Annotated in this window: 18 protein-coding genes, 1 tRNA gene and 2 riboswitches; of the genes, 5 read left to right on the top strand and 14 right to left on the bottom strand. The window is 62.1% G+C overall.

Annotation, left to right across the window (positions count from 1 at the left end):
• Positions 1–131: 131 nt before the first annotated feature.
• The 13 genes from ACGG9J_RS00095 to ACGG9J_RS00035 form a co-directional block, all read right to left on the bottom strand.
• Entirely contained in the window at positions 132–611 is a 480-nt protein-coding gene (locus tag ACGG9J_RS00095) for a GreA/GreB family elongation factor (protein WP_390132490.1), read from the bottom strand.
• A gap of 105 nt (positions 612–716) precedes the next feature.
• Positions 717–1,124 (bottom strand): FKBP-type peptidyl-prolyl cis-trans isomerase, encoded by a 408-nt coding sequence (locus ACGG9J_RS00090; protein WP_390132488.1) that lies wholly within the window; start codon positions 1,122–1,124, stop codon positions 717–719.
• 90 nt (positions 1,125–1,214) lie between these two features.
• Positions 1,215–1,300, bottom strand: a tRNA-Leu gene (locus tag ACGG9J_RS00085).
• A 24-nt stretch (positions 1,301–1,324) separates the two neighbouring features.
• Complete coding sequence (locus ACGG9J_RS00080) at positions 1,325–2,326, bottom strand: Ppx/GppA phosphatase family protein (protein WP_390132486.1); 1,002 nt, start codon at positions 2,324–2,326, stop codon at positions 1,325–1,327.
• A gap of 11 nt (positions 2,327–2,337) precedes the next feature.
• Positions 2,338–3,030 (bottom strand): DUF501 domain-containing protein, encoded by a 693-nt coding sequence (locus ACGG9J_RS00075; protein WP_390132484.1) that lies wholly within the window; start codon positions 3,028–3,030, stop codon positions 2,338–2,340.
• 52 nt (positions 3,031–3,082) lie between these two features.
• A complete protein-coding gene (locus ACGG9J_RS00070; RefSeq protein WP_390132482.1) occupies positions 3,083–3,637 on the bottom strand; it encodes an FtsB family cell division protein in 555 nt (184 codons plus the stop codon).
• Between the two features lie 101 nt (positions 3,638–3,738).
• On the bottom strand, positions 3,739–5,034 hold the full coding sequence (gene eno, locus ACGG9J_RS00065; protein ID WP_144085704.1) for a phosphopyruvate hydratase: 1,296 nt from the start codon (positions 5,032–5,034) through the stop codon (positions 3,739–3,741).
• Between the two features lie 43 nt (positions 5,035–5,077).
• Positions 5,078–8,680 carry a transcription-repair coupling factor gene (mfd, locus tag ACGG9J_RS00060; RefSeq protein WP_390132480.1) on the bottom strand — a complete coding sequence of 1,201 codons (3,603 nt, stop codon included), beginning with the start codon at positions 8,678–8,680 and terminating at the stop codon, positions 5,078–5,080.
• A complete protein-coding gene (gene pth / locus ACGG9J_RS00055; RefSeq protein ID WP_390132478.1) occupies positions 8,670–9,269 on the bottom strand; it encodes an aminoacyl-tRNA hydrolase in 600 nt (199 codons plus the stop codon). The genes mfd and pth overlap by 11 nt, the downstream gene beginning before the upstream one ends.
• A gap of 40 nt (positions 9,270–9,309) precedes the next feature.
• Positions 9,310–9,840, bottom strand: a complete 531-nt coding sequence (locus ACGG9J_RS00050) for a GNAT family N-acetyltransferase (RefSeq protein WP_390132476.1) — start codon at positions 9,838–9,840, stop codon at positions 9,310–9,312.
• Complete coding sequence (locus ACGG9J_RS00045; RefSeq protein WP_390132474.1) at positions 9,837–13,043, bottom strand: UPF0182 family membrane protein; 3,207 nt, start codon at positions 13,041–13,043, stop codon at positions 9,837–9,839. Before ACGG9J_RS00045 ends, ACGG9J_RS00050 begins: the two co-directional genes overlap by 4 nt.
• Positions 13,044–13,052: 9 nt before the next feature.
• Positions 13,053–14,216 (bottom strand): glycosyltransferase family 4 protein, encoded by a 1,164-nt coding sequence (locus ACGG9J_RS00040; RefSeq protein ID WP_390132472.1) that lies wholly within the window; start codon positions 14,214–14,216, stop codon positions 13,053–13,055.
• Positions 14,213–14,845, bottom strand: a complete 633-nt coding sequence (locus ACGG9J_RS00035; protein WP_390132470.1) for an NAD(P)H-dependent oxidoreductase — start codon at positions 14,843–14,845, stop codon at positions 14,213–14,215. The genes ACGG9J_RS00040 and ACGG9J_RS00035 overlap by 4 nt, the downstream gene beginning before the upstream one ends.
• Before the next feature lie 142 nt (positions 14,846–14,987).
• Positions 14,988–15,146: riboswitch (M-box (ykoK) riboswitch) on the top strand.
• A gap of 97 nt (positions 15,147–15,243) precedes the next feature.
• Between ACGG9J_RS00035 and ACGG9J_RS00030 the strand changes: the two genes are divergently transcribed.
• The 4 genes from ACGG9J_RS00030 (at position 15,244) to ACGG9J_RS00015 (ending at position 19,378) form a co-directional block, all read left to right on the top strand.
• Complete coding sequence (locus ACGG9J_RS00030; RefSeq protein WP_390135265.1) at positions 15,244–16,983, top strand: ABC transporter permease; 1,740 nt, start codon at positions 15,244–15,246, stop codon at positions 16,981–16,983.
• A gap of 20 nt (positions 16,984–17,003) precedes the next feature.
• Positions 17,004–18,356: an ABC transporter ATP-binding protein gene (locus ACGG9J_RS00025; RefSeq protein ID WP_390132468.1), complete on the top strand. Its 1,353-nt coding sequence runs from the start codon at positions 17,004–17,006 to the stop codon at positions 18,354–18,356.
• Between the two features lie 46 nt (positions 18,357–18,402).
• Positions 18,403–18,475, top strand: a riboswitch (Fluoride riboswitch).
• Positions 18,476–18,563: 88 nt separating this feature from the next.
• Positions 18,564–19,001, top strand: a complete 438-nt coding sequence (locus tag ACGG9J_RS00020) for a FluC/FEX family fluoride channel (RefSeq protein WP_390132466.1) — start codon at positions 18,564–18,566, stop codon at positions 18,999–19,001.
• The gene (locus ACGG9J_RS00015) at positions 18,998–19,378 is read left to right on the top strand and encodes a fluoride efflux transporter FluC (RefSeq protein WP_390132464.1); all 381 of its coding nucleotides are present in this window, start codon (positions 18,998–19,000) and stop codon (positions 19,376–19,378) included. Before ACGG9J_RS00020 ends, ACGG9J_RS00015 begins: the two co-directional genes overlap by 4 nt.
• Positions 19,379–19,429: 51 nt before the next feature.
• Here the strand turns inward: ACGG9J_RS00015 and ACGG9J_RS00010 are convergent, their stop codons facing one another.
• Positions 19,430–20,437 (bottom strand): bile acid:sodium symporter family protein, encoded by a 1,008-nt coding sequence (locus ACGG9J_RS00010; RefSeq protein WP_390132461.1) that lies wholly within the window; start codon positions 20,435–20,437, stop codon positions 19,430–19,432.
• Positions 20,438–20,815: 378 nt separating this feature from the next.
• Between ACGG9J_RS00010 and ACGG9J_RS00005 the strand changes: the two genes are divergently transcribed.
• Positions 20,816–23,185: a KAP family P-loop NTPase fold protein gene (locus ACGG9J_RS00005; protein WP_390132459.1), complete on the top strand. Its 2,370-nt coding sequence runs from the start codon at positions 20,816–20,818 to the stop codon at positions 23,183–23,185.
• Positions 23,186–23,346 lie beyond the last annotated feature (161 nt).

Genomic DNA, 23,346 nt, shown 5'->3' with positions numbered 1-23,346 from the left:
GACAACGGTCTGCCTCAAGAATCAAGCGGTCGCACACAGAGCCGTCATGGCGTAGACAAAGCCGCCCTTCGTCGACCATGGCGAAGGACGGCTTCATTCAGGACAGGCTGGGACAATGAGGGGTCGTCCCGCTACTTGAGGGGCCGGGCATCCGTGACAGTGACCGAGATATCCTTGCCGTTGGGGGCCTTGTAGGTCACGGTCTGGCCCTTCTTGGCGCCCATGAGGGCCGCGCCGATGGGCGACTCGGGGCTGATGACATCGTAGTCGGTGGCCACGGTCAAATCCCTGGAGCCCAATACATAGACCATTTCGTTGCCGGCCATGGTCAGGGTGACCAGGGAACCATTGCCCACCGTGCCAGCCTTAGGAGCCTTGAGGATCTTTGCGTTGCGCAGCTTGACAATCAGCTCGTTGATCCGCCCCTCGTTCTTGCCTTGCTCCTCGCGGGCAGCCTGATAGCCGCCGTTCTCGCTCAGATCGCCCTCAGCCCGAGCCGCCGCGATGCGTTCGGTGATCTCGTCGCGGTACTCGCCCTGACGGTGGTCGAGCTCCTCCTTCAGCTTGTCGTAAGCGGCCTGTGTCAGCAGAATCGTCTTTTCCTCAGCCATGTGATTCCTCCTTGTTTGATGCGCTTGTCTCGTGGCCCGACCTGAACTGCAAAGTCAAGGGTATGAAAAAGGCGCCGGCCCTCACCGGCGCCTGGAGACCCTTGTCTACCGTGTCGATATGATGTCGATCACGAAAACCAGGGTATCGTCGCCGCCGATGCCCGCCTGGGGCATCCCATGACGACCATATCCATACTCCGGCGGAATGGAGACCACCAACCTGGACCCCACGTTGTGACCGGGCACCGTCTGGTCCCAGCCGCGAATGACCTGCCCCACGCCAATGCCGAAGCTGGCCGGCTGATGGCGCTGGAAGCTGGAGTCGAAGACCTGATCCGAACCCCAGACGACGCCGTGATAGTTGACGGTGACGGTATCGCCCTTGCGGACGACCGGCCCGTCCCCCTCGACCAGCTCCACGGCGCGCAGCCCGCTGGGCGCCGGACCATGGAAGGTTATGGTCGGCGTGGCGCCGAATTCGGCGTTCACCTCGGGCATGGATTGGTCACTCATGACAACTCCTTTGGTTTTCTTGCGTACCAGAGTATCGGTTCGTCGGCCGGGTGACAAGTTGCGACACTGCCGTCCAAGCCGATGAGGCCTTGGTGCCCCGGGTGGGAATCGAACCCACAAGCCGGTGAAGGCGGCGGATTTTAAGTCCGATGCGTATACCATTTCGCCACCGGGGCCGTAACCCATAACGCCTTAGTATATCATTCGCGCAGGAGGGTCCGGCCGTAGTCCAGGACCAGGCCATCCAGAAGACCGTGCTCGCTGGCCACATAGGTTCCCGAAGCCAGCGCACTGGGACTGGCCTGGCCCAGACGCTCCAGCAGACAGCTCCAGATCAGAGCACCGCCGCCGATCACATCCACACGGCCGGGATGGATGGCCTTGAGTTCCCTGCGCTCCTGCCGGCTCATATTCAGCACTCGGTCGTCAACCCGGCGGGCGGCATCGACCGCAATGGACCGGCCATCGACGGCATGGCGATCGTAGACCTCGCATCCCAGTGCCAGGGCGCTCATGGTGGTGACCGTGCCGGAGACCCCGATCAGGCTGCCTACCCCGGCTACGGGAACCTGTTCGAAGGCCCGGTCGATCCAGCCGTCAACATCCTCCAGCGCCTGGTCGATCTGCTCCTGGGTGGGCGGATCGCCCAGCAGATGGCGCTCGGTCATCCGCACGGAGCCGATGTTCATGGAGTAGGAGGCCCTGACCTGGTCCACAGGCAGATCGCTCCCGTCCCCGCCCAGGACCAGCTCGGTGGAGCCGCCACCCAGGTCGACCACCAGGTAGGGCGCAGGAGGCATGTCGGCGCTGCCCCGCTGCTCCAGCACGCTGACCGCGCCCAGAAAACTCAGCGAGGCCTCCTGGGAGCCGCTGATGACCTCGGGCGTGACCCCCAGGATGGAGCGCACCCCCTCTTCGAAACTTTCTCGGTTGTCAGCGTCCCTGGTGGCCGAGGTGGCCACAAAGCGCAGGCCGTCCACCGGGTGTTCCCGCAGCTGCTGGGCGAAGAGCCGGCAGGCCTCAAAGGCACGGTCCAGAGCCTGATCGGAAAAGCGGTGGTTGCGGTCCACACCCTCCCCCAGCCTGATGACCCGCATCAGCCTGGGAGCCACCGGGTGGAGCCCCTGTCGGTCCACCTGGGCTATCAGCAGACGTATGGAGTTGGTGCCGCAGTCCACGCCCGCCACCGTAACCTGATCCATGGAAGCCCCCTTCATTGGTTTTCCTGCTGGTTCGCCTGCCGTGATGCCTCAGTCCAAGGCTGCGCGCACCGGCAGACCTGCGGGTCGAATACCCGACGCACCAGACTCAGAACCCGGTCGCCCAGGGGATTGACCCCAGGCCCCATAACCAGGGACTGGGCAGTCAGAGCGTGCAGACACTTGACCCTCTTGGGCATGCCACCGGCCGAGATTCCGGCGATGTGCCCCTCGTCGTCGCCCAGCCGCTGGGCCAGGGCGGAGCGGAAGGCCAGATAGAGCTCGTGGGCCCTGCGATAGGCGCCGGCCAGGTCCGGATCCGAACCAAGCTCGGCATTCCAGTCGGCCATGACGCCGTCGGCCTCCAGCCGGGAGACGGCCTTGACGGCCTCGGGGCTGGTCAGATAGCAGGTGGTCGGAAAGGGCGTGCCGTCTTCCAGCTGGGGCCGGGTGACCACAGCCAGCGGATTGCCGCAGACGCAGCGGGCGCCCACGGCCACCATGCCCCGCGGATAGCGGCCCAGCTGCCGGTTCACGACGGCTGTCTGCTCCGGCGTGGCCGGGGTCGCCAGAAGCTCCTGGATACGGTCTTTGACCGCCGCCAGATCCCGGTCGGTAACCAGGCTGGTGGCTCTAGTCTCGACCCGGCCCTTGTCTGCGGCTTGAGATTCCACTGCTGCCTGGGGCCTTTCCTGGGCCTTGATCACGCTGTCCTCATCTTCCCTGATTGTTTCCTGCTGCTAAGTTCATTGTCGGAGTTCACTGCGCTCCCCCGCCCTCGGATGAAGAGGGGCCATCAGAACCGCCTGGACTGCTTGAACCAGACGGACTAGCAGAGCCGGTCGGACTGGATTCCCCCTTGCTTCTGTCGGCAGCAGGATCCTGGTCGGCCTTGGCGAAGGAATAGGCCATCTCCTGATACCAGGGCAGGGAGTTCTTCCTGGGGGCCCGGACCCCCTTGCTTCCGGCCTGGTCCTTGTCCTTGCCGCCCGTGACCGCCTCCGGGTGCAGGACCCGGATGGCCTCCTCGTCAGGGAAGACAAATCCCAGCCGATCCCGGGCTTGGGCGGTCACATAGGCCTTGTCGTCCCAGCGCCGGATCTGGTTCTCCAGGTCACGCTTGTGCTCGACAAGCTGGGCCTGCTGGTTGCGCAGGCCGTTGAGCTCGGAAAGATTGATGGCGTAGGCGTGAAAGGTGGAAACCAGCTGAATCAGCCCAAGGGCCACGATGATGACCGCCACAAAGAAGGTGATGGGTCCCGACGACCGCCTGCCTGTCCGCCGGTTGGCGCCGTCACGTTTGTTCTTGGCCATACCCATAAAAATACCCGCGGCAGCCGACGCGGACCGCCACGGGTGAAAGACTTCACAGTCGGGTCAAAACCTGCAAGGTGTCCGGCCCGGCTGGCAAGACCTTACTTGGTGTACTTCTTGCAGGCCTTGAAGGCGCTGTAGCCGGCGTACTCGGCGGTGGAGCCCAGCTCCTCCTCGATCTCCAGCAGTCGGTTGTACTTGGCGATGCGCTCGCCACGGGCCGGAGCGCCGGTCTTGATCTGGCGGGTGTTCTTGGCCACGGCCAGGTCGGCGATGGTGGTGTCGGAGGTCTCGCCGGAACGGTGGGAAACCATGGAGGTGAACCCGTTGGCGGTGGCCAGCTCGATGGCGTCCAGGGTCTCGGTCACGGTGCCGATCTGGTTGAGCTTGACCAGCAGGGAGTTGGCGGCCTTCAGGTCGATGCCCTTCTGCAGCCTCTTGGGGTTGGTCACCAGCAGGTCGTCGCCCACGAACTGCAGGCGGTCGCCCATGGCGGCGGTGATCTTCTGCCAGGCGCCCCAGTCCTCCTCAGCGAAGGGATCCTCGATGGAGACCAGCGGGTAGCGCTCGACCAGGCCCTGGTAGTAGTCCAGCATGTAGTCGGCGTCGCGGTCCTCGCCGTCGAAGCGGTACTTGTCGGTGTCCTTGTTGTAGAACTCCGAGGAGGCCACGTCCAGGCAGAGGCCGATCTGCTTGCCGGGCTCGTAGCCGGCAGCTTCAATGGCGTCGACGATGTACTTCAGGGAGTCTTCGTTGGACTTCATCTTGGGGGCAAAGCCGCCCTCGTCGCCCAGGCCGGTCTCGTGGCCGTCCTTCTTCAGAATGCCCTTGAGGGTGTGGTAGACCTCGACGCCGGCGCGCAGGGCCTCCCGGTAGGAGTCGAAGCCGTAGGGGGAGATCATGTACTCCTGGATGTCGGTGGCGAAGTCAGCGTGGGCGCCGCCGTTCATGATGTTCATGTTGGGCACAGGCAGGATGTGGCCGTTGGTGCCGCCCAGGTAACGGTAGAGAGGCAGCTCGGCGGACTCGGCAGCCGCATAGAGCGCAGCCAGGGAGACGCCCAGGATGGCGTTGGCGCCCAGCTTGCCCTTGTTGGGGGTTCCGTCCAGGTCAATCATGGTCTCGTCCAGGGCGCGCTGATCGGTGGCGTCCATGCCGATGACATTGGGAGCGATGGTCTCATTGACCGCCTTGACGGCATCCAGCACACCCTTGCCCTGATAGCGCTTCTTGTCGCCATCCCTACGTTCCCAGGCCTCGGCCTCGCCGGTGGAAGCGCCGGAGGGAACCAGACCACGCCCCTCGGCGCCGTCCTCGGTCTGCAGAACGACCTCGACGGTCGGGTTGCCACGGGAATCAAGAATTTCGCGCGCGAACACGCTTTCAATTGCTGCCACAACTGCTCCTTCAATAAGTTGTTGTGATGTCTCTTACAGGATACTAGTTTTGTTGGACGGGGGCGGGACCCGCTGGCGTGCCATCGTCCGAGGACTTGGGCAGCCCCCAGGCCAGGTCGTCCAGCAGGGTGTCCACCCAGGCGGTCATGGCCGTCGAATCCATGGGGCCCGATCCCAGGGAGCCCGCGAAGGGCGCCGGGATCAGCAGGGTCTGCGTCACCGGGCGGTACTGGCTGCCCTTGTATATTCGTGCGATCCTGGCCTGCAGGGAGTCGGGCATGGTCACGGGCCTGATCCGCACCCGGGAGCCCTGGGAGGCGATCTCCGAAATGCCCAGGGAGCGAGCCTTGGCCCGCAGCCTGGCCACCGCGAAGAGGGTGTCGAACTGGGCGGGCGGACGTCCGTATCGGTCGGTCAGCTCCTCGTGCAGGTCGCGCAGATCCTGCTCGTTGCGGGCCGAGGCCAGCTTGCGGTAGGCCTCCAGACGCAGCTTGTCCGAGTCGATGTAGTCCACCGGAATGGAGGCCTCCAGGGGCAGGTCGATGCTGACGGTGACCGGCTCGGTCCGCCCGGGCTCCTTGTACTCTTCCACCGCCTCGGAGACCATGCGCACGTAAAGGTCGAAGCCGACCCCCTCGATGTGGCCGGACTGCTCGTCGCCCAGCAGATTGCCGGTGCCGCGCAGCTCCAGGTCCTTCATGGCCACGTCGTAGCCGGACCCCAGGGCCGTATTCTGGGCGATGGTGGCCAGCCTGTCGTGGGCGGTCTGGGTCATCGGCTTGCTGGGGTCGTAGAGGAAGTAGGCGTAGGCGCGCTCCCGGCCGCGTCCCACCCGGCCGCGCAGCTGGTGGAGCTGGGAGAGTCCGAAGCGGTCGGCCCGGTCCACGATCAGCGTGTTGGCGTTGGGGATATCTAGTCCGGTCTCGACGATGGTCGTGCAGACCAGCACATCGATGTCCCGGTGCCAGAAGTCGCGGATGACCCCGTCCAGCTGCTTCTCCCCCATCTTGCCGTGGGCCACGCCCACCTTGGCCTCGGGGACCAGGGTCTGCACCTTGGCCGAGACCTTGCCGATGTCCTCCACCCGGTTGTGGATGTAGAAGATCTGCCCCCCGCGCAGGAGCTCACGGCGAATGGCCGCCGTCACCTGGGCGTCCTCATAGGCGCCCACATAGGTCAGCACCGGCAGACGGTCCTCGGGGGGCGTGGCCAGGGTGGACATCTCCCGGATGCCGGTCACCGCCATCTCCAGGGTGCGCGGAATGGGCGTGGCCGACAGGGACAGGACGTCCACATTGGTCCGCATGGCCTTGAGGGTCTCCTTGGCCTCCACGCCGAAGCGCTGCTCCTCGTCCACGATCATCAGGCCCAGATCCTTGAAGCGGATGCGCGGGTTGAGCAGCTTGTGGGTGCCGATGACCACGTCCACGGCCCCCCTGGCCAGGCCCTCCATGGTGGCCTGGTTCTCCCTGGCGGTCTGGAAGCGGCTCATGGCGGCCACGTCCACCGGAAAGCCTTCGAACCGCTCGGTGAAGGTCTGATAGTGCTGCTGGACCAGCAGGGTCGTGGGCACCAGGACCACCACCTGCTTGCCGTCCTGAACGGCCTTGAAGGCGGCGCGGATGGCTATTTCGGTCTTGCCGAAGCCCACATCCCCGCAGATCAGGCGGTCCATGGGCACCGGCTTCTCCATGTCGGCCTTGACCTCGTCGATGGCGGTCAGCTGGTCGGGGGTCTCCTGGTAGGGGAAGGCATCCTCCAGCTCCTTCTGCCATGGGGTGTCGGGGCTGAAGGCGAAGCCCTTGGTGCGCTGCCGGGCCGAGTAGAGCTTGACCAGGCCCTGGGCGATCTTGTGGACGTGCTTGCGGGCCTTGGCCTTGGTGGCCGACCAGTCGGATCCGCCCAGCTTGTTGAGCCTGGGGATCTCGGCGCCGATGTAGCGGCTGACCTGGTCCAGCTGGTCGGCCGGCACGAAGAGCTTGTCTGGCGGGGCGTTGCGTTTGGAGGGTGCGTACTCCAGAACCAGGTACTCCCGGCTGCCCTTGCTGGGGCCCACGCCCACGCTGCGCTGGCGCATGCCCAGGAAGCGGCCGATGCCGTGCTGGTCGTGGACCACGTAGTCGCCGGGTTTGAGCTCGTCCAGGTCGATGGCCTTGCGCCGGCGGTTGGAGGTCTTGCTGCCTGCGGCCACGCTGGTGCGCCCGGTCAGGTCCCGCTCGGTCAGCAGGGCCAGATGGGCGGACTGGTCCACGAAGCCGTCCACGGCCAGGGAACGGTGGTACTCCACCCCGACAACACCAGTGGTCTGCACGGCCCGGCGCAGACGGCTCAGGGTTCCCTGGGCCGGAGCGGTCACCACAACCCGGTCGCCGCGCTCCAGCAGGGAGGCGATGCCCGAGGCGGCCCTATCCTCGTCGCCGCGGTACTGGTCCGGTGCCAGGGCATCCAGACGCTCGGCCCCCTCCCGGTCCGGGTCCACCGAAAGGTCGGTCAGCTTCCAGACCTCCCCCTTGCGGTACTCCAGGGATGAGATGACCTCGTCGTAGTCCAGGAAGCTGGCCCTGTCGAAGCTGATGGGCGCGCCCGAGCCCTGCCCGGAGGCGGCCACATGCCAGCTGGCGGCCAGGAACTCGTTGGCGGTCTTGACCAGGTCCTGGGCGGAGCGGGCCAGCAGCTGCGGCTCCGAGAGCAGAATCAGAGCGCCCTCGGGCAGCATGGACCCTACCGGCACCAGGTCCTCGACCAGGGCAGGCAGGAGGGATTCCATACCCTCCACCGGAATGGCCTGGGCGATGGACTCCAGCATGTCGTCAGCGTTGGGGATGCTCCCGATCAGGGAGCGGGCGCGGGCGCGAACCTGATCGGTCAGCTGCAGCTCGCGGCAGGGCGGCGCCCAGATCCGGTCCAGGTCAGGGCCGTAGGTGCGCTGGTCGGAGGCGTGGAAGCTGCGGATGGTGTCCACCTCGTCGCCGAAGAACTCGATGCGCACCGGGTGGGCCATGGTGGGGACGAAAACATCCAGGATGCCGCCTCGGACGGCGAACTGGCCGCGCTCCATGACCAGGTCCACCCGGGTATAGGCGTTGCGGACCAGAGCTTCGACGGCCTGATCCAGGGGCAGGTCCTGGCCGCGCAGAAAGATTAGGGGCTCCACATCCTGCAGACCCTTGACCACCGGCTGCAGCAGGGAGCGCACGGGCATGACCAGGATGCGGACGGGTCCGAAGTCAGGGTCGCCCTGGACCGGATGGGCCAGCCGCCTGAAGACGGCCATCCGTGAGGCCACGGTGTCTGCCCGGGGCGAGAGCCGTTCGTGAGGCAGGGTCTCCCAGGAGCGCAGCAGGGCCACATCACCCGGGTCGCCCTCATACCAGGAGCGGATGGCGCCGGTCATCTCCTGGGCGTCACGCTCGGAGGGGACCACCAGGACGACCGGGGCACGTCCAGCAGCTGCGGCCGCCAGGGCTGGCCTGATGCCCTGGGGAGCCTGGACCATGAGGGAGGTGTCGGTGTCGGCGGCAGGCTGGGAGTCTCCTTGGACCAATCTGGTGAAGGCAGCGTCTGCCTGCAGGTCGTCCAGGAGGGGACGCAGGGATCCATTCAGCGATTCCTGTGACTCCGACTTCTGGGTATGCTCATCGACCATTGAACTGCTCCTGAGCCTGGCTGAGGCCCTTGATGATTACGGTTTCCGCGGCGTCCGCGCCGTCGGCCAAAAACTCAGGCAGACGCTTGCGCTGGTCGCCGGCAAAGGTGCCCAGCACCCAGTCCACAGTGCGCTGGTGGGCGTCAGGACCTCCTCGGGCATGCCCCACGCCCATGCGGACCCGGGCGTAGGCGTTGCTGCCCAGGGAGCGGTCGATGGAACGAATGCCATTGTGCCCGCCCGAGGACCCGCCGGCCTTGACCTTGATCCGGCCGAACTCCAGGTCCATATCGTCATGGATGACCACGACCCGGCCAACAGGTATGTGATAGTACGAGCAGATGGAGGCCAGGGCATCACCGGAGTCGTTCATGAAGGTCAGCGGCTTGGCCAGGAAGAAGGGTGTGCGGCGTCCGTCAAGATCCAGGGTGCCACGGCCCAGCTGGGCCAGACCCTTATGGTCGCGCAGGTTGACCGACCAGCGTTCGGCCAGCAGATCGGCGCACATGAAGCCCATGTTGTGCCTGGTGCCCTTGTACTCGTCACCCGGGTTGCCCAGTCCGGCTATCAGCCAGAAATCGGATGCCATGTAGGTGATACCTCCTGCTCTCAAACGGGACGGTGAGATTCTACACAGGCTCCCCGACCCCGTTTCGCTCAAGGGACAGGTTCCAGTAGGAGACATCATGCAGGACATACCGATCCCAGGCGGCCTGGGGCAGAAGGCCGAAGCGGCTGAATCCGAACCGGTGCAGTAGGGCCTTGGAGGCCGAGTTGTCATCGAAGATGATGGCCACAGCCAGACGCATGCCCACCTGCCGGGCGCGCTCCAGCAGGGAATGGACCATCAGGGCGCTCAGGCCACGCCCACGGCTGCCGCGATCCACGTAGTAGCTCAGCTCGCAGGTCTCCTGGTAGCCGGGCCGATCATAGTAGGCCGACAGGGAGCCGAAGGCCAGCACCTTGCCCTCCTGCTCCAGGACCAGGACCGGATGGCCCTGGTCAGGATCGTGGTCCAGCCACCATTGCAGGCGCTGGTCCAGGCTGACCGGGGCCGTATCCGCCGTGGAACCGCCATCCATGACGGCCTGGTTGTAGATGGCGGTAACCGCCTCCAGGTCCCCGCGGCGGCAGAGCCGGATGCGCGGGGTGGCGCTCACTTGTTGCCGCCCTCCTGGTCGGAGGCCTCCTTGAGGGCTTCGCGCAGACGGTTCTGCGCCTCGCCGTAGGCGCTGAAGTCGCCCTTCTTCAAGGCGGCATCGCCGTCGCTCATGGCCTGGTTGGCCTTGTCCAAGGCCTGTTTCAGGGCCTGTCCTGCCGTGGCCGAAGCCCCGCCAGACCCTGCGGTCTTATCCGGGGCCTTACCGGATTGCTCGCTCTGATCAGCATCAGATTTGGTGCGTCCGGTGTTGTCGGCATCGCCGGCCGATGCGCCCGAGTTGCCCTGGAAGGTCTTGTCAAGAGCCGCATCCAGGGTAGCGGACGACGACACCTTGTCCCCGAAGGCCACCAAAACCCGCTTGAGCAGGGGGAAGCTGGTGGCGCCGCTGGACTGGACGTAGACCGGCTGGATGTAGATCAGCCCGCCGCCTATGGGCAGTGTCAGCAGGTTGCCGCGTTTGACCTTGGTTGACCCGGACTGGAGCAGGTTGAGCTCGGTGGAGACCGCAGCGTCCGAGTTGAAGTTGTTCTGGGCCTGCCCGGGGCCGGGAACATTGGAATTCTTGGGCAGCTCCATCAGCCGGATGGTCCCGTAGTCCGGTCCTATCACCCCCTTGGTGGACCCGGCGTCGGAATCCACGGACAGGAAACCGGTCAGAATCTCCCTGGTGGAGGTGCCGGCGGGGATGAAGGTGGAGGTCAGCGAGAAGGCGGGCTTGTCAGTGCCAGGAGTCTGCAGGGTCAGATAGTAGGGAGGCTGCTTGACCCCGGCCTTCTGCTCCTTGCTGGTTCCGGTCGGATCCACGGGGGTCTGCCAGAAGTCCTCGCCGGAGAAGAACTGGCTGGCCGAGTTGACGTGGTACTGGGAAAGGAGCTGGCGCTGCACCTTGAACAGGCTCTCCGGGTAGCGCATATGGCTCATCAGGTCGCCCGAAATGGACGAGAGGGGCTTGAACTGGCCGGGGAAGACCTTCTGCCAGGCCTTGAGCACCGGATCCTTGGCATCCCAGGCATACAGATCCACCGAGCCGTCGTAGGCATCGACCGTAGCCTTGACGGAGTTGCGGATGTAGTTGGCCTTCTGGGAGCCCAGTCCCTTGACGGCCTCCGAGCTCAGGGTGGTCGTGTCCTGGGTGATGGGACCCAGGTCCACCTTCTGGGAGTAGGGGTAGGCGTCAGAGGTGGTGTAGCCGTCGACGATCCACTTGACCCGGCCATCCACCACAGCCGGGTAGACGCGCCCGTCCAGGGTCAGATAGGGGGCGATCTGGGCCACGCGCTCCTTGGGCGAGCGGTTGTAGAGGATCTGCGAGTCGGGGGTGACGCGGTCCGAGAAGAGGATCTGGTCGGATCCAAAGCGGATGGCGTAGAGGACCCGGGCCAGGAAGTTGCCCACCGAGGGACCGCCGTTGCCCTTGAAGGTGTTGGTGGCTCCCTTGGAGCCGGTGGGATAGTCGAACTCCCAGCCTGAGGAGCCCTGGGGCGCGCCGACGATGGAGTACTCGGGCGCGTTGGGCGAGAAGTAGATCCTCGGCTCGTAGTGCTGGCTGTCGGTCAGTTTGCCCTTCGTGGGGATGTCCTGTTCGAAGAACTCGGGCTGCCCGTCCGGGGTGACCTTGTTGCCGTATGCGGCCACGATGCCGTAGCCGTGGGTGAAGACCGTGTGGTCATTGACCCAGTTGCGGTTGTCATTGCCCTCCAGGTCCAGTTCGCGGGCCCCGATGACCGTGTCTTGGCTGACTCCGTCAATATCGTACTTATCGACGGCCAGGGTGTCCTCAAAGGTGTAGTACTGCTTGGACTGCTGCAGCTGACGGAATGTGGGGGAAACCACCTGGGGATCCAGCAGACGAATCTGTGCAGTGGTCTCCGCATCCCGGGAGAGGGCACCCGACTGGACCTCGGTGGTAGCGTCATAGGACTCAGTCTTGAGCTTATCCAGCCCATAGGCCTTGGTGGTGGCGGCGATGTTGCGCTGGATGTAGGCGGACTCCATCTCCTGGGCGTTGGGATTGACCCGGAAGCGCTGGACCAAGGCCGGCCAGAAAACAGTCAGCAACAGGGACAGCACAATGGTGACGGCCACAGCAAGGACAGGAACACGCCACTGCTTGACAGCCGACCCCAGCGATCCCGCATGGACACGGCCGGGTTCCAGGGTGGGCGACCTCAGAATCCAGACAGCCAGGATGATGCCTAGCAAAGCCATGACCACAGCCATGATCAGGGTGACGGGAATGGCCGCCTTGACTGAAGTGTAGGAGGCACCGGTGATCCGGTCGCCCTCCTCGGTCAGCCTGCCGAAGACGCCCAGGGCCGTGTCGCCGGCCCAGACCAGCATGAACAGGACCAGCCAGACGGCCACCTGGCGACGGGCGGAACGGGTCATCTCCAGAATGCCGCGGCCCTGCACGGGCATGGTCAGCCGAATGCCGCCCATGAGGAAGTTGGTGACCAGGCTGAAGACCGTGGCCGCCAGCAGCATCATCAGCAAGGAGGAGACCAGCAGCCGCAGCCCGGGCAGGATGAAGACATAGAAGCCGTTATCCAAGCCGAACTGGGGATCGCGCACCCCGAAGGACTGGGCGTTGAAGAGCAGGAGCACCTGCTTCCAGTCGGCGTTGAACTGGAAGCCGAAGAAAACACCGACGACCAGGGAGACCACCGCGGCCACCTTGAGCGCCTTGCGTGAAGAGACCCCCTTGCCGACCTCGATCAGATCGCCCCTGACCCTGATGGTGGACCCGTCAGGCGAATCGGGACGGCTGCGGATGGCCAGGAAGGCCGAGAGCAGGGTCACTGCGGCCAGCAGCAGGGCGTAGGCCAGCCACAGGCCCACCTTGATGCCCAGCTGTGTCCAGACAATCCGTGCCGCCCCCAGCTGGGAGAACCACATGACATCGGTGATGAAACGGCTGAGCCCGAACAAGAGCAGGAGGACGACCAGGACGACAGCGACAACCACGGCCAGAATCCGCATGCCCCGGGAAGGTCCGTTATTGTCCTTCTTGCGGGAGGTCAGCCGGGGGTCACCTGGTCCGGCGAAGCGGAAACGGGGCGTGCCGCCGCCCCCTTGGCCGGGACCCTCCCCATCGGTCTGCACATGCAGGATGACCGGGTCGTCGTCATTGCGACGCCGGCCTGGTCCGCCTGGACCGTCCTCAGGGTCGAACATGGAACCGAAGAAATCGAAGAATGACATGTACCTAGCCTACATGAGACGGCGGTCCTGGATGGCTTGCCGGTAGACCTCCTCCACCTGATCGGCCACCGTGGTCACGTCGTAGCGATCCAAGAGCGCCAGCTGGTCATGGCGCACGTTCCGCCTCCAGGAGGGGTCCCCCAAGGCCTGGGCGATTCGCCGGGCCAGCAGATCGGGTGTGTTGGGCGAGTCGACAGGGACCAGAGCCCGCTCGTCGCCCATCAGGGTGGACCGGTAGCCGGGATTGTCCCCGGCCAGCACAGGGGCCGTGCCCGAGGCGATGGCCTCCAGCAGGACGATGCCAAAGGACTCGCCCCCGGTGGAGGGAAAGACGGTCAGGTCGGAGGATGCCAGCAGGGCGGGCTTGTCCTTCTCGTCCACGAAGCCAGGGAAAGCCACCGGGATGCGCAGGGCGGCGGCCTTCCGACGGCAGTCCTCCAGCAGCGGGCCCTTGCCGGCCATGGTCACATGCAAGCCTTCGGGAAGGACGCCGGCCCGCTCCCCCGCCTGGAGGGCCGAAAGCAGGGTCCCCGCCCCCTTGCGGGCCACGAACCGCCCCAGGAAGACCAGATGCGGCCCCTGGCCGTGCAGCCGCGCCACCTTCTGGTCGCCAGCGGCCTGTCGGGCCCGGCGCAGGGCATCCACATCCACGGGGTTGGCCACCACCCTGCTGGGCGCGCCGGCAGTCTGCCGGGCATAGCTGGCCGCCACAGGCGAGACTGCGATGATCCTGTCGATGCGCCTATGGGTCCTGCGGTTGATCATCCCCAGCAGCCGGCCGCCCAGCAGCTGCAGGCTCCCTGTGGGGGCGATGTGATAGGTGGCCACCAGGGCTGTTGCCGGGTCCGCGGCGCGGATGACCCGCCCGGCCAGGAAGGGGCTGTAGGGGGCCTGGACGTGCAGCAGGTCGAAGTGCCCGGCCTCAAGGACCCGGCGGATGGGCGCCTTGGGCGCCGGCAGCGGTATGCGCATCCTGTTGCCGTTGAAGGAGACCATGACGTTGCGGGACAGGGAGTGAACCCCGTCAACCGGCGGATGGGCGGTCTGACCGACCAGATACTGGACCCTGTGGCCCCGCCTGCCCAGCTCCCGTCCCAGGGTCAGAATGTGCTGCTGGACTCCGTCAAAGACGTCCAGGGTGTCATCGAAGACGAATCCGATGCTGAGCGTCACTGAGCGTCCTGGCCAGCTCCGGGCTCGTTCCCTGCGGCCAGCTGACGACCCTTCAAGGCCAGGGCCACCAGGTGCCGGTCGGCGGCCTCCCGCGCCTGCTGGTCATCGTTGCCCGAATCCAGATTGTCCACATAGATGGTCTCCACCTGGGCGACCTGGCAGTACTTGAGGAAGGTCTGCCTGCCCAGCTGGTTGTCCAAGGCCTCACCGATGCCACTGGACCGGTACCATTCCTTGTCTCCGCCGGTCAGCATGACGAGCTCCACCCGGCGTCCTGCCAGGGCACCCGGGGTGCCATCAGCGTGGTAAGCGAAGCCCCTGCAGATGACCCGGTCGATGAAGCCCTTCATGATGGCCGGCATGCTGTACCAATATATAGGGAAGACCAGGGCCAGCACGTCCGCATCCTTGATCCGCTCCTGCATGGCCTGGACATCCTCGGGCATGGGTCCCTGGCCCAGGTAGTGGGTCCTGTCCTCCATGCCGAAGACGGGATTGAACCCCTCGGCGCAAAGGTCGATCAACTCGGTGCGAGCCCCGCCCTCGGCCGCACCGTCCAGCAGGGCGTTGCCCGCCGCATCGGTCAGACTCTTGGGTTCGGGGTTGGCCGTGACTGCCACGATCTTCATAGGGATTCACTCCTTACATTCCATTTCGCGCCTACACCGACTGCGTGCAGACCCTTGTCATTGTCAGCCCTGGCAAGGACGGCAACGCTGGCAACGCTGGTTTGGCAAATGCTTGACACTGCTCTTGGGCCCATCTATGTTATTGGGTGGTCGGTAGGTGAAGCTACCGCATGGACAAGGCATGCTGCCGCAAAGTGGTGGAGACACCCCGCGCAGGTCAACAGTCCCCGTCGGATCAAGGCAGGGACTAATGCAGGGCCAAATACCATGCGAAGCCGAAGCTTGAACGATGACAATGGTCGGCTCATGGCCGATCGCCACGCCGTCTTCGAGGCTGCCGATAGGGATGTTCCGCACCTTGGAGGGAGGCCATCGTGAATACTGTCGCACTGCCAGGAATGCTCCGTTCTCCACTGAACGACGACCGCAGCCAGGCATCGCGCTCCACCCGCATATGGACGGGTCTGGCCGTAGCCATTGGCGCTCTGGTCCTGCTGGGGGCCCTGGCCTATCTGCTGCCGACCCTGGGCGCGCCCATCGGCCCCGCCGGGGTACCCTCGCACGTCTCCACCGACCCGGCCAACCTGCCCTACTACGCGCTGCGCTCCCTCTTCCGCATGTTCACGGCCCTGATCATCTCCCTGGTCTTCGCCTTCCTCTACGGCCTGGCCGCCGCGCGCTCCCGCCGCCTGGGCGCCGTGCTCATCCCCCTGCTGGACATCCTGCAGTCGGTGCCCGTCCTGGGCTTCCTGTCGGCCACCATCTCCATCTGGCTGGTCCTCTTCCCCGGATCCATCATGGGCGTGGAGGCGGCCTCCATCTTCGCCATCTTCACCAGCCAGGCCTGGAACATGGCCTTCTCCTTCTATAACTCCCTGACCAGCGAGCCCTCCGACCTGGACGAGGCGGTGAGGCTGATGCGCCTGACCCGCTGGCAGCGCTTCTGGAAGCTGGACGTGCCCAACTCCATGATCCCCCTGCTCTGGAACTGCATGATGAGCATGGGCGGCGGCTGGTTCTTCCTGACCGCCTCCGAGATGATCTCGGTCAACAACAGGACCCTGGCCCTGCCCGGCATCGGCTCCTTCGTGGAGGAGGCCACCGCCGAGCAGGACCTGGGCAAGGTGGGCCTGGCCATCCTGACCATGATCGTGGTGGTGCTGCTGATTGACTTCCTGCTCTGGAAGCCGCTGACCGCCTGGGCCGAGAAGTTCCGCTACACCAGCAGCCAGTCCACCGAGCCCCGGCGCAGCCTGGTGCTGACGATCATCCGCCTGTCCGGGGTCAAGGACCTCTTGGGCCTGGTGGGCCATCCCCTGGCCGACCTGCTGGACCGGATCACCCGCCCCCTGGGCCGCACCGGGGCGCGCTGGAGCCGTGGCGGCGGACGCAGGCGGGCAAGCGACCTGGTCTGGTGGGCCTGCCTGGCCCTGATCGGCCTGTGGGGTCTCTGGCAGCTGGACCGCCTGGTCATCCGCCCGCTGGGCCTGGGCGAGGTCGGCCACGTCTTCCAGCTGGGCCTGCTGACCTTCCTGCGGGTGCTGATCCTGATGGTGGTCTGCACCATCGTCTGGGTGCCCATAGGCGCCCTGATCGGCATGAATCCGCGCATCTCCCGTTACCTGCAGCCCCTGGTGCAGATCCTGGCCTCCTTCCCGGCCAACTTCATCTTCCCCTTCGTCACCATGGTCTTCATCATCTGGCGGATCGACATCAACTGGGGCAGCATCCTGCTCATGGCCCTGGGCACCCAGTGGTACATCCTCTTCAACGTCATCGCCGGGGCCTCGGCCATCCCCGACGACCTGCTGGAGATGTCGCGCAGCCTGGGCCAGAACCGCTGGCAGCGATGGAAGACCCTTATCCTGCCGGCCCTGTTCGGCTCCTGGTGCACCGGCGGTATCACCGCGGCCGGCGGGGCCTGGAACGCCTCAATCGTTTCCGAGGTGGTCTCCTACGGCAAGACCGAGCTGACGGCCAAGGGCCTGGGTGCCTACATCGCCCAGGTGACCGCCACCGGCGACACCCCCCGCATCATCCTGGGGGTGGCCGTCATGAGCATCTTCGTGGTCCTGGCCGACCGGTTCTTCTGGTCTCCCCTGCAATCACTGGCACAACGGCGCTATTCCCTGACATGAGAAGTCTGAGAGGTTCGACAATGACCAAGATCAATTCCAATGGGATCATCACGGCCGAGCACGTGACCAAGACCTACCAGTCCGACAAGGGCGCGGAGCTGACCGTCCTGGACAGCATCGACTTCACCCTGCACGAGGGCGAGGTGGTGGCCATCCTGGGCCGCTCGGGCGCCGGCAAGTCCACCCTGCTGCGCATCCTGGCCGGCCTGGTCCCGGCCAGCAAGGGCAGCGTCGAATACCGGGGCAAGCAGCTGGACGGGCCCAACCCCGGCGTGGCCCTGGTCTTCCAGAGCTTCGCCCTGATGCCCTGGCTGACCGTCAAGGACAACGTGGAGCTGGGCCTGCAGGCCCGTGGCGTGCCCAAGAAGGAGCGCGAGAAACTCTCCCTGGCCGCCATCGACGCCATCGGCCTGGACGGCTTCGAAAGCGCCTACCCCAAGGAGCTCTCCGGCGGCATGCGCCAGCGCGTGGGCATCGCCCGTGCCCTGGTCCTCAAGCCGGATGCCCTCTTCATGGACGAGCCCTTCTCGGCCCTGGACGTGCTGACTGCCGAGAACCTTCGCCAGGAGGTCCTCAAGGTCTGGTCCGAGGAGGCTGGCAGCGTCAAGTCGGTCCTGATCGTCACCCACAACATCGAGGAGGCCGTGGAGATGGCCGACCGGGTCCTGGTCCTGGACTCGCATCCCGGCCGGGTCATCGCCAACGTGCCAATCAACCTGGACAGGCCTCGGGACAAGCAGTCCGACCTCTTCCAGTCCTGCGTGGACTACCTCTACTCCATCCTGACCGGCCAGCGTGACAGCGAGGACATCCGCCGCCGTCTGCAGACCAAGGTGCGCAACCGTCAGGCCGTGCGGGACTCGGTTCGGGACGAGGACACCGCCGAACGCAACCTGCCCGACGCCACCCCCGGCGGCCTGGCCGGTCTGGCCGATGTCATGGTCAACCAGCCCAACGGCATGGACCTGGCCGACCTGGCCGCCAAACTCTCCTTCGAGGTGGACGACCTCTTCCCCCTGATCGACGCCGGACTCATGCTGGGCATCTTCCAGGCGGACAACGGGCACGTCAGGCTGACCGACCAGGGCCGGGCCTGGCACGACGCGGACATCCTGGAGAGCAAGGAGATGTTCTCACGGATGCTGATGGACCACGTTCCGCTGATCCGCATCATCGACCGGGCCCTGAAGAACAGCGACGACAAGAGCCTGCATGGCTCCCTGATCCTGGACCTGCTGCGGGCCCACCACTCGGACAAGGAGGCCGTCCAGCAGTTCGACACCGCCATCACCTGGGGCCGCTACGGCGAGCTCTTCGACTACGACGCCGACGACGACCGGCTGACCCTGGACCCGGAGAACCACACCGAGTGAACAGTCTCGCAGCTGCGACGGCTGCGGTCCCCTTGGGCTCCTAGAATGGGCTCCGGGCGATGGAACCCGCCCGGGGCTTGAGCCCCGAACCGCAAACTGCTGATAGTTCCTGCACCACGATTCGACGACCCGTCTGTGGGCCGGGTGCAGGCACATGCCATCCAGCCTGACCCTGCGGACGCTGATCCGTCGGGAACCGAGACCTCAATGACCAAACCCCCTACCGGACCTGATATGGCCACGGCCCTGGTGGTGATACTGGGCGGAACACTGGGCACCGGCTGCCGGTACGCCCTGAGCCTGCTGCCGAGCCAGAGCGGCCCACTGCATCCAGGAACCCTCCTGGCCAACCTAATCGCCTGCGCAGGTTACGCCCTGCTGACCGCCTTCCTGGCCGGGCTTCCCAAAAGCGCACATGCACGCCGAAGGCAGATGACCAACAAGGGTCTGGGCATGGGCCTGTGCGGAGGGCTGTCGACCATGTCCACGCTCTCGCTGGAACTGGTCCAAGGACTGTCGGGCGACCAAGTCCGGGCAACGCTTGCCTACCTGCTGGTCTCCTTTGCCGGAGGCCTCTTGGTCTCCTGGGCCATGGCAGGGCTGGGAGCGCGTTTGGCCGCACGCATCCAGGCGGGTGTGCGATGACCATTACGTTTACGTTGCTGATTTGCCTGTGTGGCGGCATGGGGGCCGGACTGCGCTACCTGCTGGATACCCTGGTCAAAGCCCGCTGGCAGGTGGACCTGCCCCTATCGACCATGATCATCAACTTGTTGGCCGGATTGGCTGCAGGGCTGGTGGCCGCCCTGGCCACCTTCCACGGACTGCCTAACTGGGGACGGCTACTGCTGGCCACAGGACTGCTGGGTGGCTTCTCCACTTTCTCGACAGCGGTCAACGAAGTGTTGGCCCTGGCTCGACAGAGACGGCACCTGGCAGCCCTGGGCTATCTAGCAGCTTCAATCTTCCTGCCGCCTCTGCTGACGGCCCTGGGCTTTCTGCTGGCCGGACCCGGCATGTAGAGATTAGATTTTGTCCGGGCCGGTTCGCTCGCAGGCAAGGGGCTGCAGAAACTAGGCGCGAGCCGGTTCCGGACGACCCTGGGCGGAGTCTGCGGCAATCCCCAGCCGGTCGTCATGCCGGCGCCACCAGGCGGACAGGACCGAACCGGAGATGTTGTGCCAGACGCTGAAGAAGGTGGAGGGGATGGCCACAATCGGGTCGGTTGCGAAAGCCTGCAAGGCCAGGGTCGCACCCAGTCCGGAATCCTGCATGCCCACCTCGAAGGTGATGGCCTTCTGCTGGGCGTAGCGGAATCCCTTCGGGTAGATGCGGTACATGAGCCGGCTGAAGAGGAAGCCCAGACCGTATCCGCACAGGTTGTGGAGCATGACCACCGGCAGGACCAGGGCGGTGGCGGCGGTGAAGAGCTTGGCATGGTTGACCGAGACGACCACACCGATGATGAACAGGATGGCGATCTGCGAGACGGCTGGCAGGGCCACGGTCACCTTCTGCACCTTCTCCTTGAAGATGGCGTGGACGGCCAGACCCAGGGCGATGGGGATCAGCACCACCTCAAGGGCGGTCAGGAAGAGCTGCTTGGTGGGGATGGCCACATACTGGCTGGCCAGCAGGTTCATCAGCATGGGAATCATGAAGGGCGCACACAGGGTGGAAAGCAGACCGATGGACACATCCAGGGCCACGTCTCCTCGTGACAGGTAGGACATGACGTTGGAGGAGGTCCCCGAGGGGCAGCAGCCCACCAGGATGACGCCCACAGCGATCATGCCGTCCAGCCGGAAGATGCGGCAGAGCAGCACGGCCAGCAGGGGCATGATCAGGTAATGGGCTATGGTGCCCACGATGACCATGAGCGGCATCTTGACGATTCGCTTGAAGTCGTCCAGGCTCAGGGTCAGTCCCATGCCGAAGAGAATAATGCTCAGGAAGTAGTTGGTGTAGCTGCGGGCCCAAATGCTAATCTGCGGGACAAAGAAGTTGATGGCGGCCCAAACCAGGACCACCAGGATGAACCACTTAGTCAACCAGTCACTGAACCGCTGCACCTTTTGCATGATTCCTGACCACTTCCTCTCGATAGTTCTCTCTGTGGTAGAGCAAAATTAGAAAACCGAGGGCAGGCACGACCGAGAATGGTCACATTTTGGACGAGGTTATTGCGACTTCCTGACGTCAATACTGTCCATACAGTTCACAGACTTTTCAACATTGGAAATTCTCGTAGCAAAACTCGAAGCGAAGAAAATAATAAAAGTTGAGGTTCGATTCGCGCATCAAGTACGAACACAGATAAATCTGACCCTTAGTGAATTCACACAGATAGAGAGATCAATGTCCAAACCAACATGGATCGAATCCGTAATACAAACACAAGAGGCTACTAAACATCAAAGCTTCAGTAAGCGCCTGTCTTTAGATTGTATCCTTGTAGCATGAAAAGGGATTCAAAGCAGCCTTCTTCTTGGCTTTTCGATGAACCAATTACAGACAAGTCCGAAGATAAATATCAACGAGCAGAATATACACAAAATCTTGCAGATGCTCTTCTTAACAGCACTGACCCGCACGGACTCATCATTGGTATTCATGGGCCATGGGGATCAGGCAAAACATCGTTAAAAAATTTGCTTATTAATGCACTCAAAGCATCTGAGGACACGAACGAATGCCATATCATTGAATTCGAACCCTGGATGTACTCGGGCAGCGGTCAGGTAGTTTCTCTTTTATTCAAACAAATAGCACAAACACTGTCCAACAAAACCAATTCTGTTTCTCGAACAGTTTTAAAGTTATCTACGTTTTCAAATCGTTGGAGTTCTTTGTTGTCTGCTGCAAGTAATTTTTTGGTTCCAGGCTCCTCTTATACAATTAATCAAATCGCGACATTTTTTAACAATATCGGAGTCTGTCTCAACCCCTATAACCCGGATATGCTGCTGCTCGCCGAACAACGAAGAAAACTCAAGGAAAAGCTAAATAAAACTAAAACTAGAATTATCGTATTTATTGACGACCTAGATCGTTTGATAGATAGCGAAATATCCGAAATGCTCCGAGCTGTTAAAGCAGTAGGCGATCTTCCTTATGTGACATATGTACTCCTATATGATAGGGATGTTGTCACTAAGTCATTAGACAAAAATTGTCACAACAAAGGTGATGAGTACCTGGAAAAAATAATCCAGGTCCCTATAGGATTACCGGAGCCACCCAAAGAAGTCATAGAAACGATGCTCACGTCAGAGATAGAAAGCATCATACACTTAAAAAGACGCGAGCATACGGCCTTGACAGGTTCGGATTTAAGTTCAAACTCATTCATAGATATCTACCGAGCCTGCATTGATCCGTTTGTCAATAACATCCGAGATGCAATCCGCCTAACAAATGATTTCAAAATACGATATGAGGTTTTAAAAGACGATGTTGAACCAGGGGATCTATTGGGCATTACAAGCATTGAGGTATTTCGACCGAGCCTCTACAGATGGATCATCGAGCACAAGAACCTCATATGCAGTCATAATATGCCGTTAATGTTCACATCTCGATCTTCTGCAGAAACTGCTATTGAGCAGTCTTCAGATAGTCTTGAAGAATTGTTGCAAAATATGGATTCCCACAATGGTGAAACAGGTAGACAGGATAGCGCAGCCGTCAAAGCTCTATTCCCTTTTGCTAAAGTGTCAACGTTACGTTTCAACGGTCAGAAAAATATTTCTTTTTCATATCTCAACCCCAGTGGAGCAGATCGTCATATATATAGACTTGAACATTTTGATGCATATTTCCGCTTATCAATTGAACAAAATAGTCTCCATGAAGATGAATACAAGGAATTCCTGCTATATGATCCACTAAACTCTGCAAATATGGATAAGCACCACTGGAATATCTTCCAAAACGCTCTATTCGCGAGTAAGGCAGGTAAGTATCTCGGAAATAGCAATAATGATCGAGCTGCAAAAGTGATAGACTTTTGCCTCAATCTCGAAGAAACGTTCAGCAATATAAATCAAGGATACATGACTCTGAATGTGGCTCTCAGCATTTTGAATGCGGGCTATAGATATCAGAATTATGAGACTCTATTTGATACGCTGACTCAACAAATCATGGATTCAGACTCTCCACTGTCGCTTGTATCGTGCGCTTATCTCGCATATAAAATCCATGCTGAACTTTCGCCAAAATCACGCACTGAGAAATCCTACGAGAACATTGAATATTTGTCATCAAATTTACCTTATATTTCTATATTAGATCTCCCCATCCGATCTGCAGGTTGGGAAAATAACCTCAACGTACTTTGCACTAAACTCGGTAATCGACTCAAACAATGGGAGTCCAAGTCCCCAATAAAACCGTTGTCAGGCGAAAGCATGCGATTATATGCAAATTGCATTCCAGCTTTATTTGATAAAGACCTTGACAAGTATAAAGCGTTCATTGTTTTCTCCCACATTGTGAATGAGTCGCATTTCATCATATTTACACTTGATGCACTTGTACAAAAAACCGATGATAAATATGTCATGAATTTGCCGCTTATACAGCAATTAATCAATGTAGACACTTATAAAGCTACCGTCACAAAACTTATAAATGATGCTTCCTTTAGAGCTAAGGTCTACTCAATAATCAATATTTATTCAGTTGCAGCTTACGAGGCCGTACTTGAATACGATACCTCTACCAACTCAGTCTCCAAAGAGCAGGTAGATACAATCCTCAAAGAATGGGAAATACAGATTAAAACTCAGTCCAGCCCCGGTTCATCAATTACCGTTTACGCATAGAACTCACTTACCTATCACAATAGTTGCTCTTGGCCTATAGGAACTAAACGCGTTGTTTTAGGTTCTGTGTGTGGGTTTGGTTGTGTGTTGGTCAGAGTGTGGTGTTGGGGTATCTGACTGGTGTGTGGAACTCGTTCCAGTTGATGGCGGTGCCGTAGTGT

The sequence above is a fragment of the Bifidobacterium apicola genome, assembly GCF_042846865.1.
Lineage (GTDB): Bacteria > Actinomycetota > Actinomycetes > Actinomycetales > Bifidobacteriaceae > Bombiscardovia > Bombiscardovia apicola.
The sequence above is the reverse complement of the archived record's forward strand: the minus strand, read 5'-3'. Positions and strand labels throughout refer to the sequence as shown.

Bases quoted from the DNA above. Each gene is read 5' to 3' on its own strand.
- ACGG9J_RS00095 (WP_390132490.1), bottom strand. From the start codon at position 611: ATGGCTGAGGAAAAGACGATTCTGCTGACACAGGCCGCTTACGACAAG.
- ACGG9J_RS00090 (WP_390132488.1), bottom strand. From the start codon at position 1,124: ATGAGTGACCAATCCATGCCCGAGGTGAACGCCGAATTCGGCGCCACG.
- ACGG9J_RS00080 (WP_390132486.1), bottom strand. From the start codon at position 2,326: ATGGATCAGGTTACGGTGGCGGGCGTGGACTGCGGCACCAACTCCATA.
- ACGG9J_RS00070 (WP_390132482.1), bottom strand. From the start codon at position 3,637: ATGGCCAAGAACAAACGTGACGGCGCCAACCGGCGGACAGGCAGGCGG.
- mfd (WP_390132480.1), bottom strand. From the start codon at position 8,680: ATGGTCGATGAGCATACCCAGAAGTCGGAGTCACAGGAATCGCTGAAT.
- pth (WP_390132478.1), bottom strand. From the start codon at position 9,269: ATGGCATCCGATTTCTGGCTGATAGCCGGACTGGGCAACCCGGGTGAC.
- ACGG9J_RS00045 (WP_390132474.1), bottom strand. From the start codon at position 13,043: ATGTCATTCTTCGATTTCTTCGGTTCCATGTTCGACCCTGAGGACGGT.
- ACGG9J_RS00035 (WP_390132470.1), bottom strand. From the start codon at position 14,845: ATGAAGATCGTGGCAGTCACGGCCAACCCCGAACCCAAGAGTCTGACC.
- ACGG9J_RS00030 (WP_390135265.1), top strand. From the start codon at position 15,244: ATGCTCCGTTCTCCACTGAACGACGACCGCAGCCAGGCATCGCGCTCC.
- ACGG9J_RS00025 (WP_390132468.1), top strand. From the start codon at position 17,004: ATGACCAAGATCAATTCCAATGGGATCATCACGGCCGAGCACGTGACC.
- ACGG9J_RS00020 (WP_390132466.1), top strand. From the start codon at position 18,564: ATGACCAAACCCCCTACCGGACCTGATATGGCCACGGCCCTGGTGGTG.
- ACGG9J_RS00015 (WP_390132464.1), top strand. From the start codon at position 18,998: ATGACCATTACGTTTACGTTGCTGATTTGCCTGTGTGGCGGCATGGGG.
- ACGG9J_RS00010 (WP_390132461.1), bottom strand. From the start codon at position 20,437: ATGCAAAAGGTGCAGCGGTTCAGTGACTGGTTGACTAAGTGGTTCATC.
- ACGG9J_RS00005 (WP_390132459.1), top strand. From the start codon at position 20,816: ATGAAAAGGGATTCAAAGCAGCCTTCTTCTTGGCTTTTCGATGAACCA.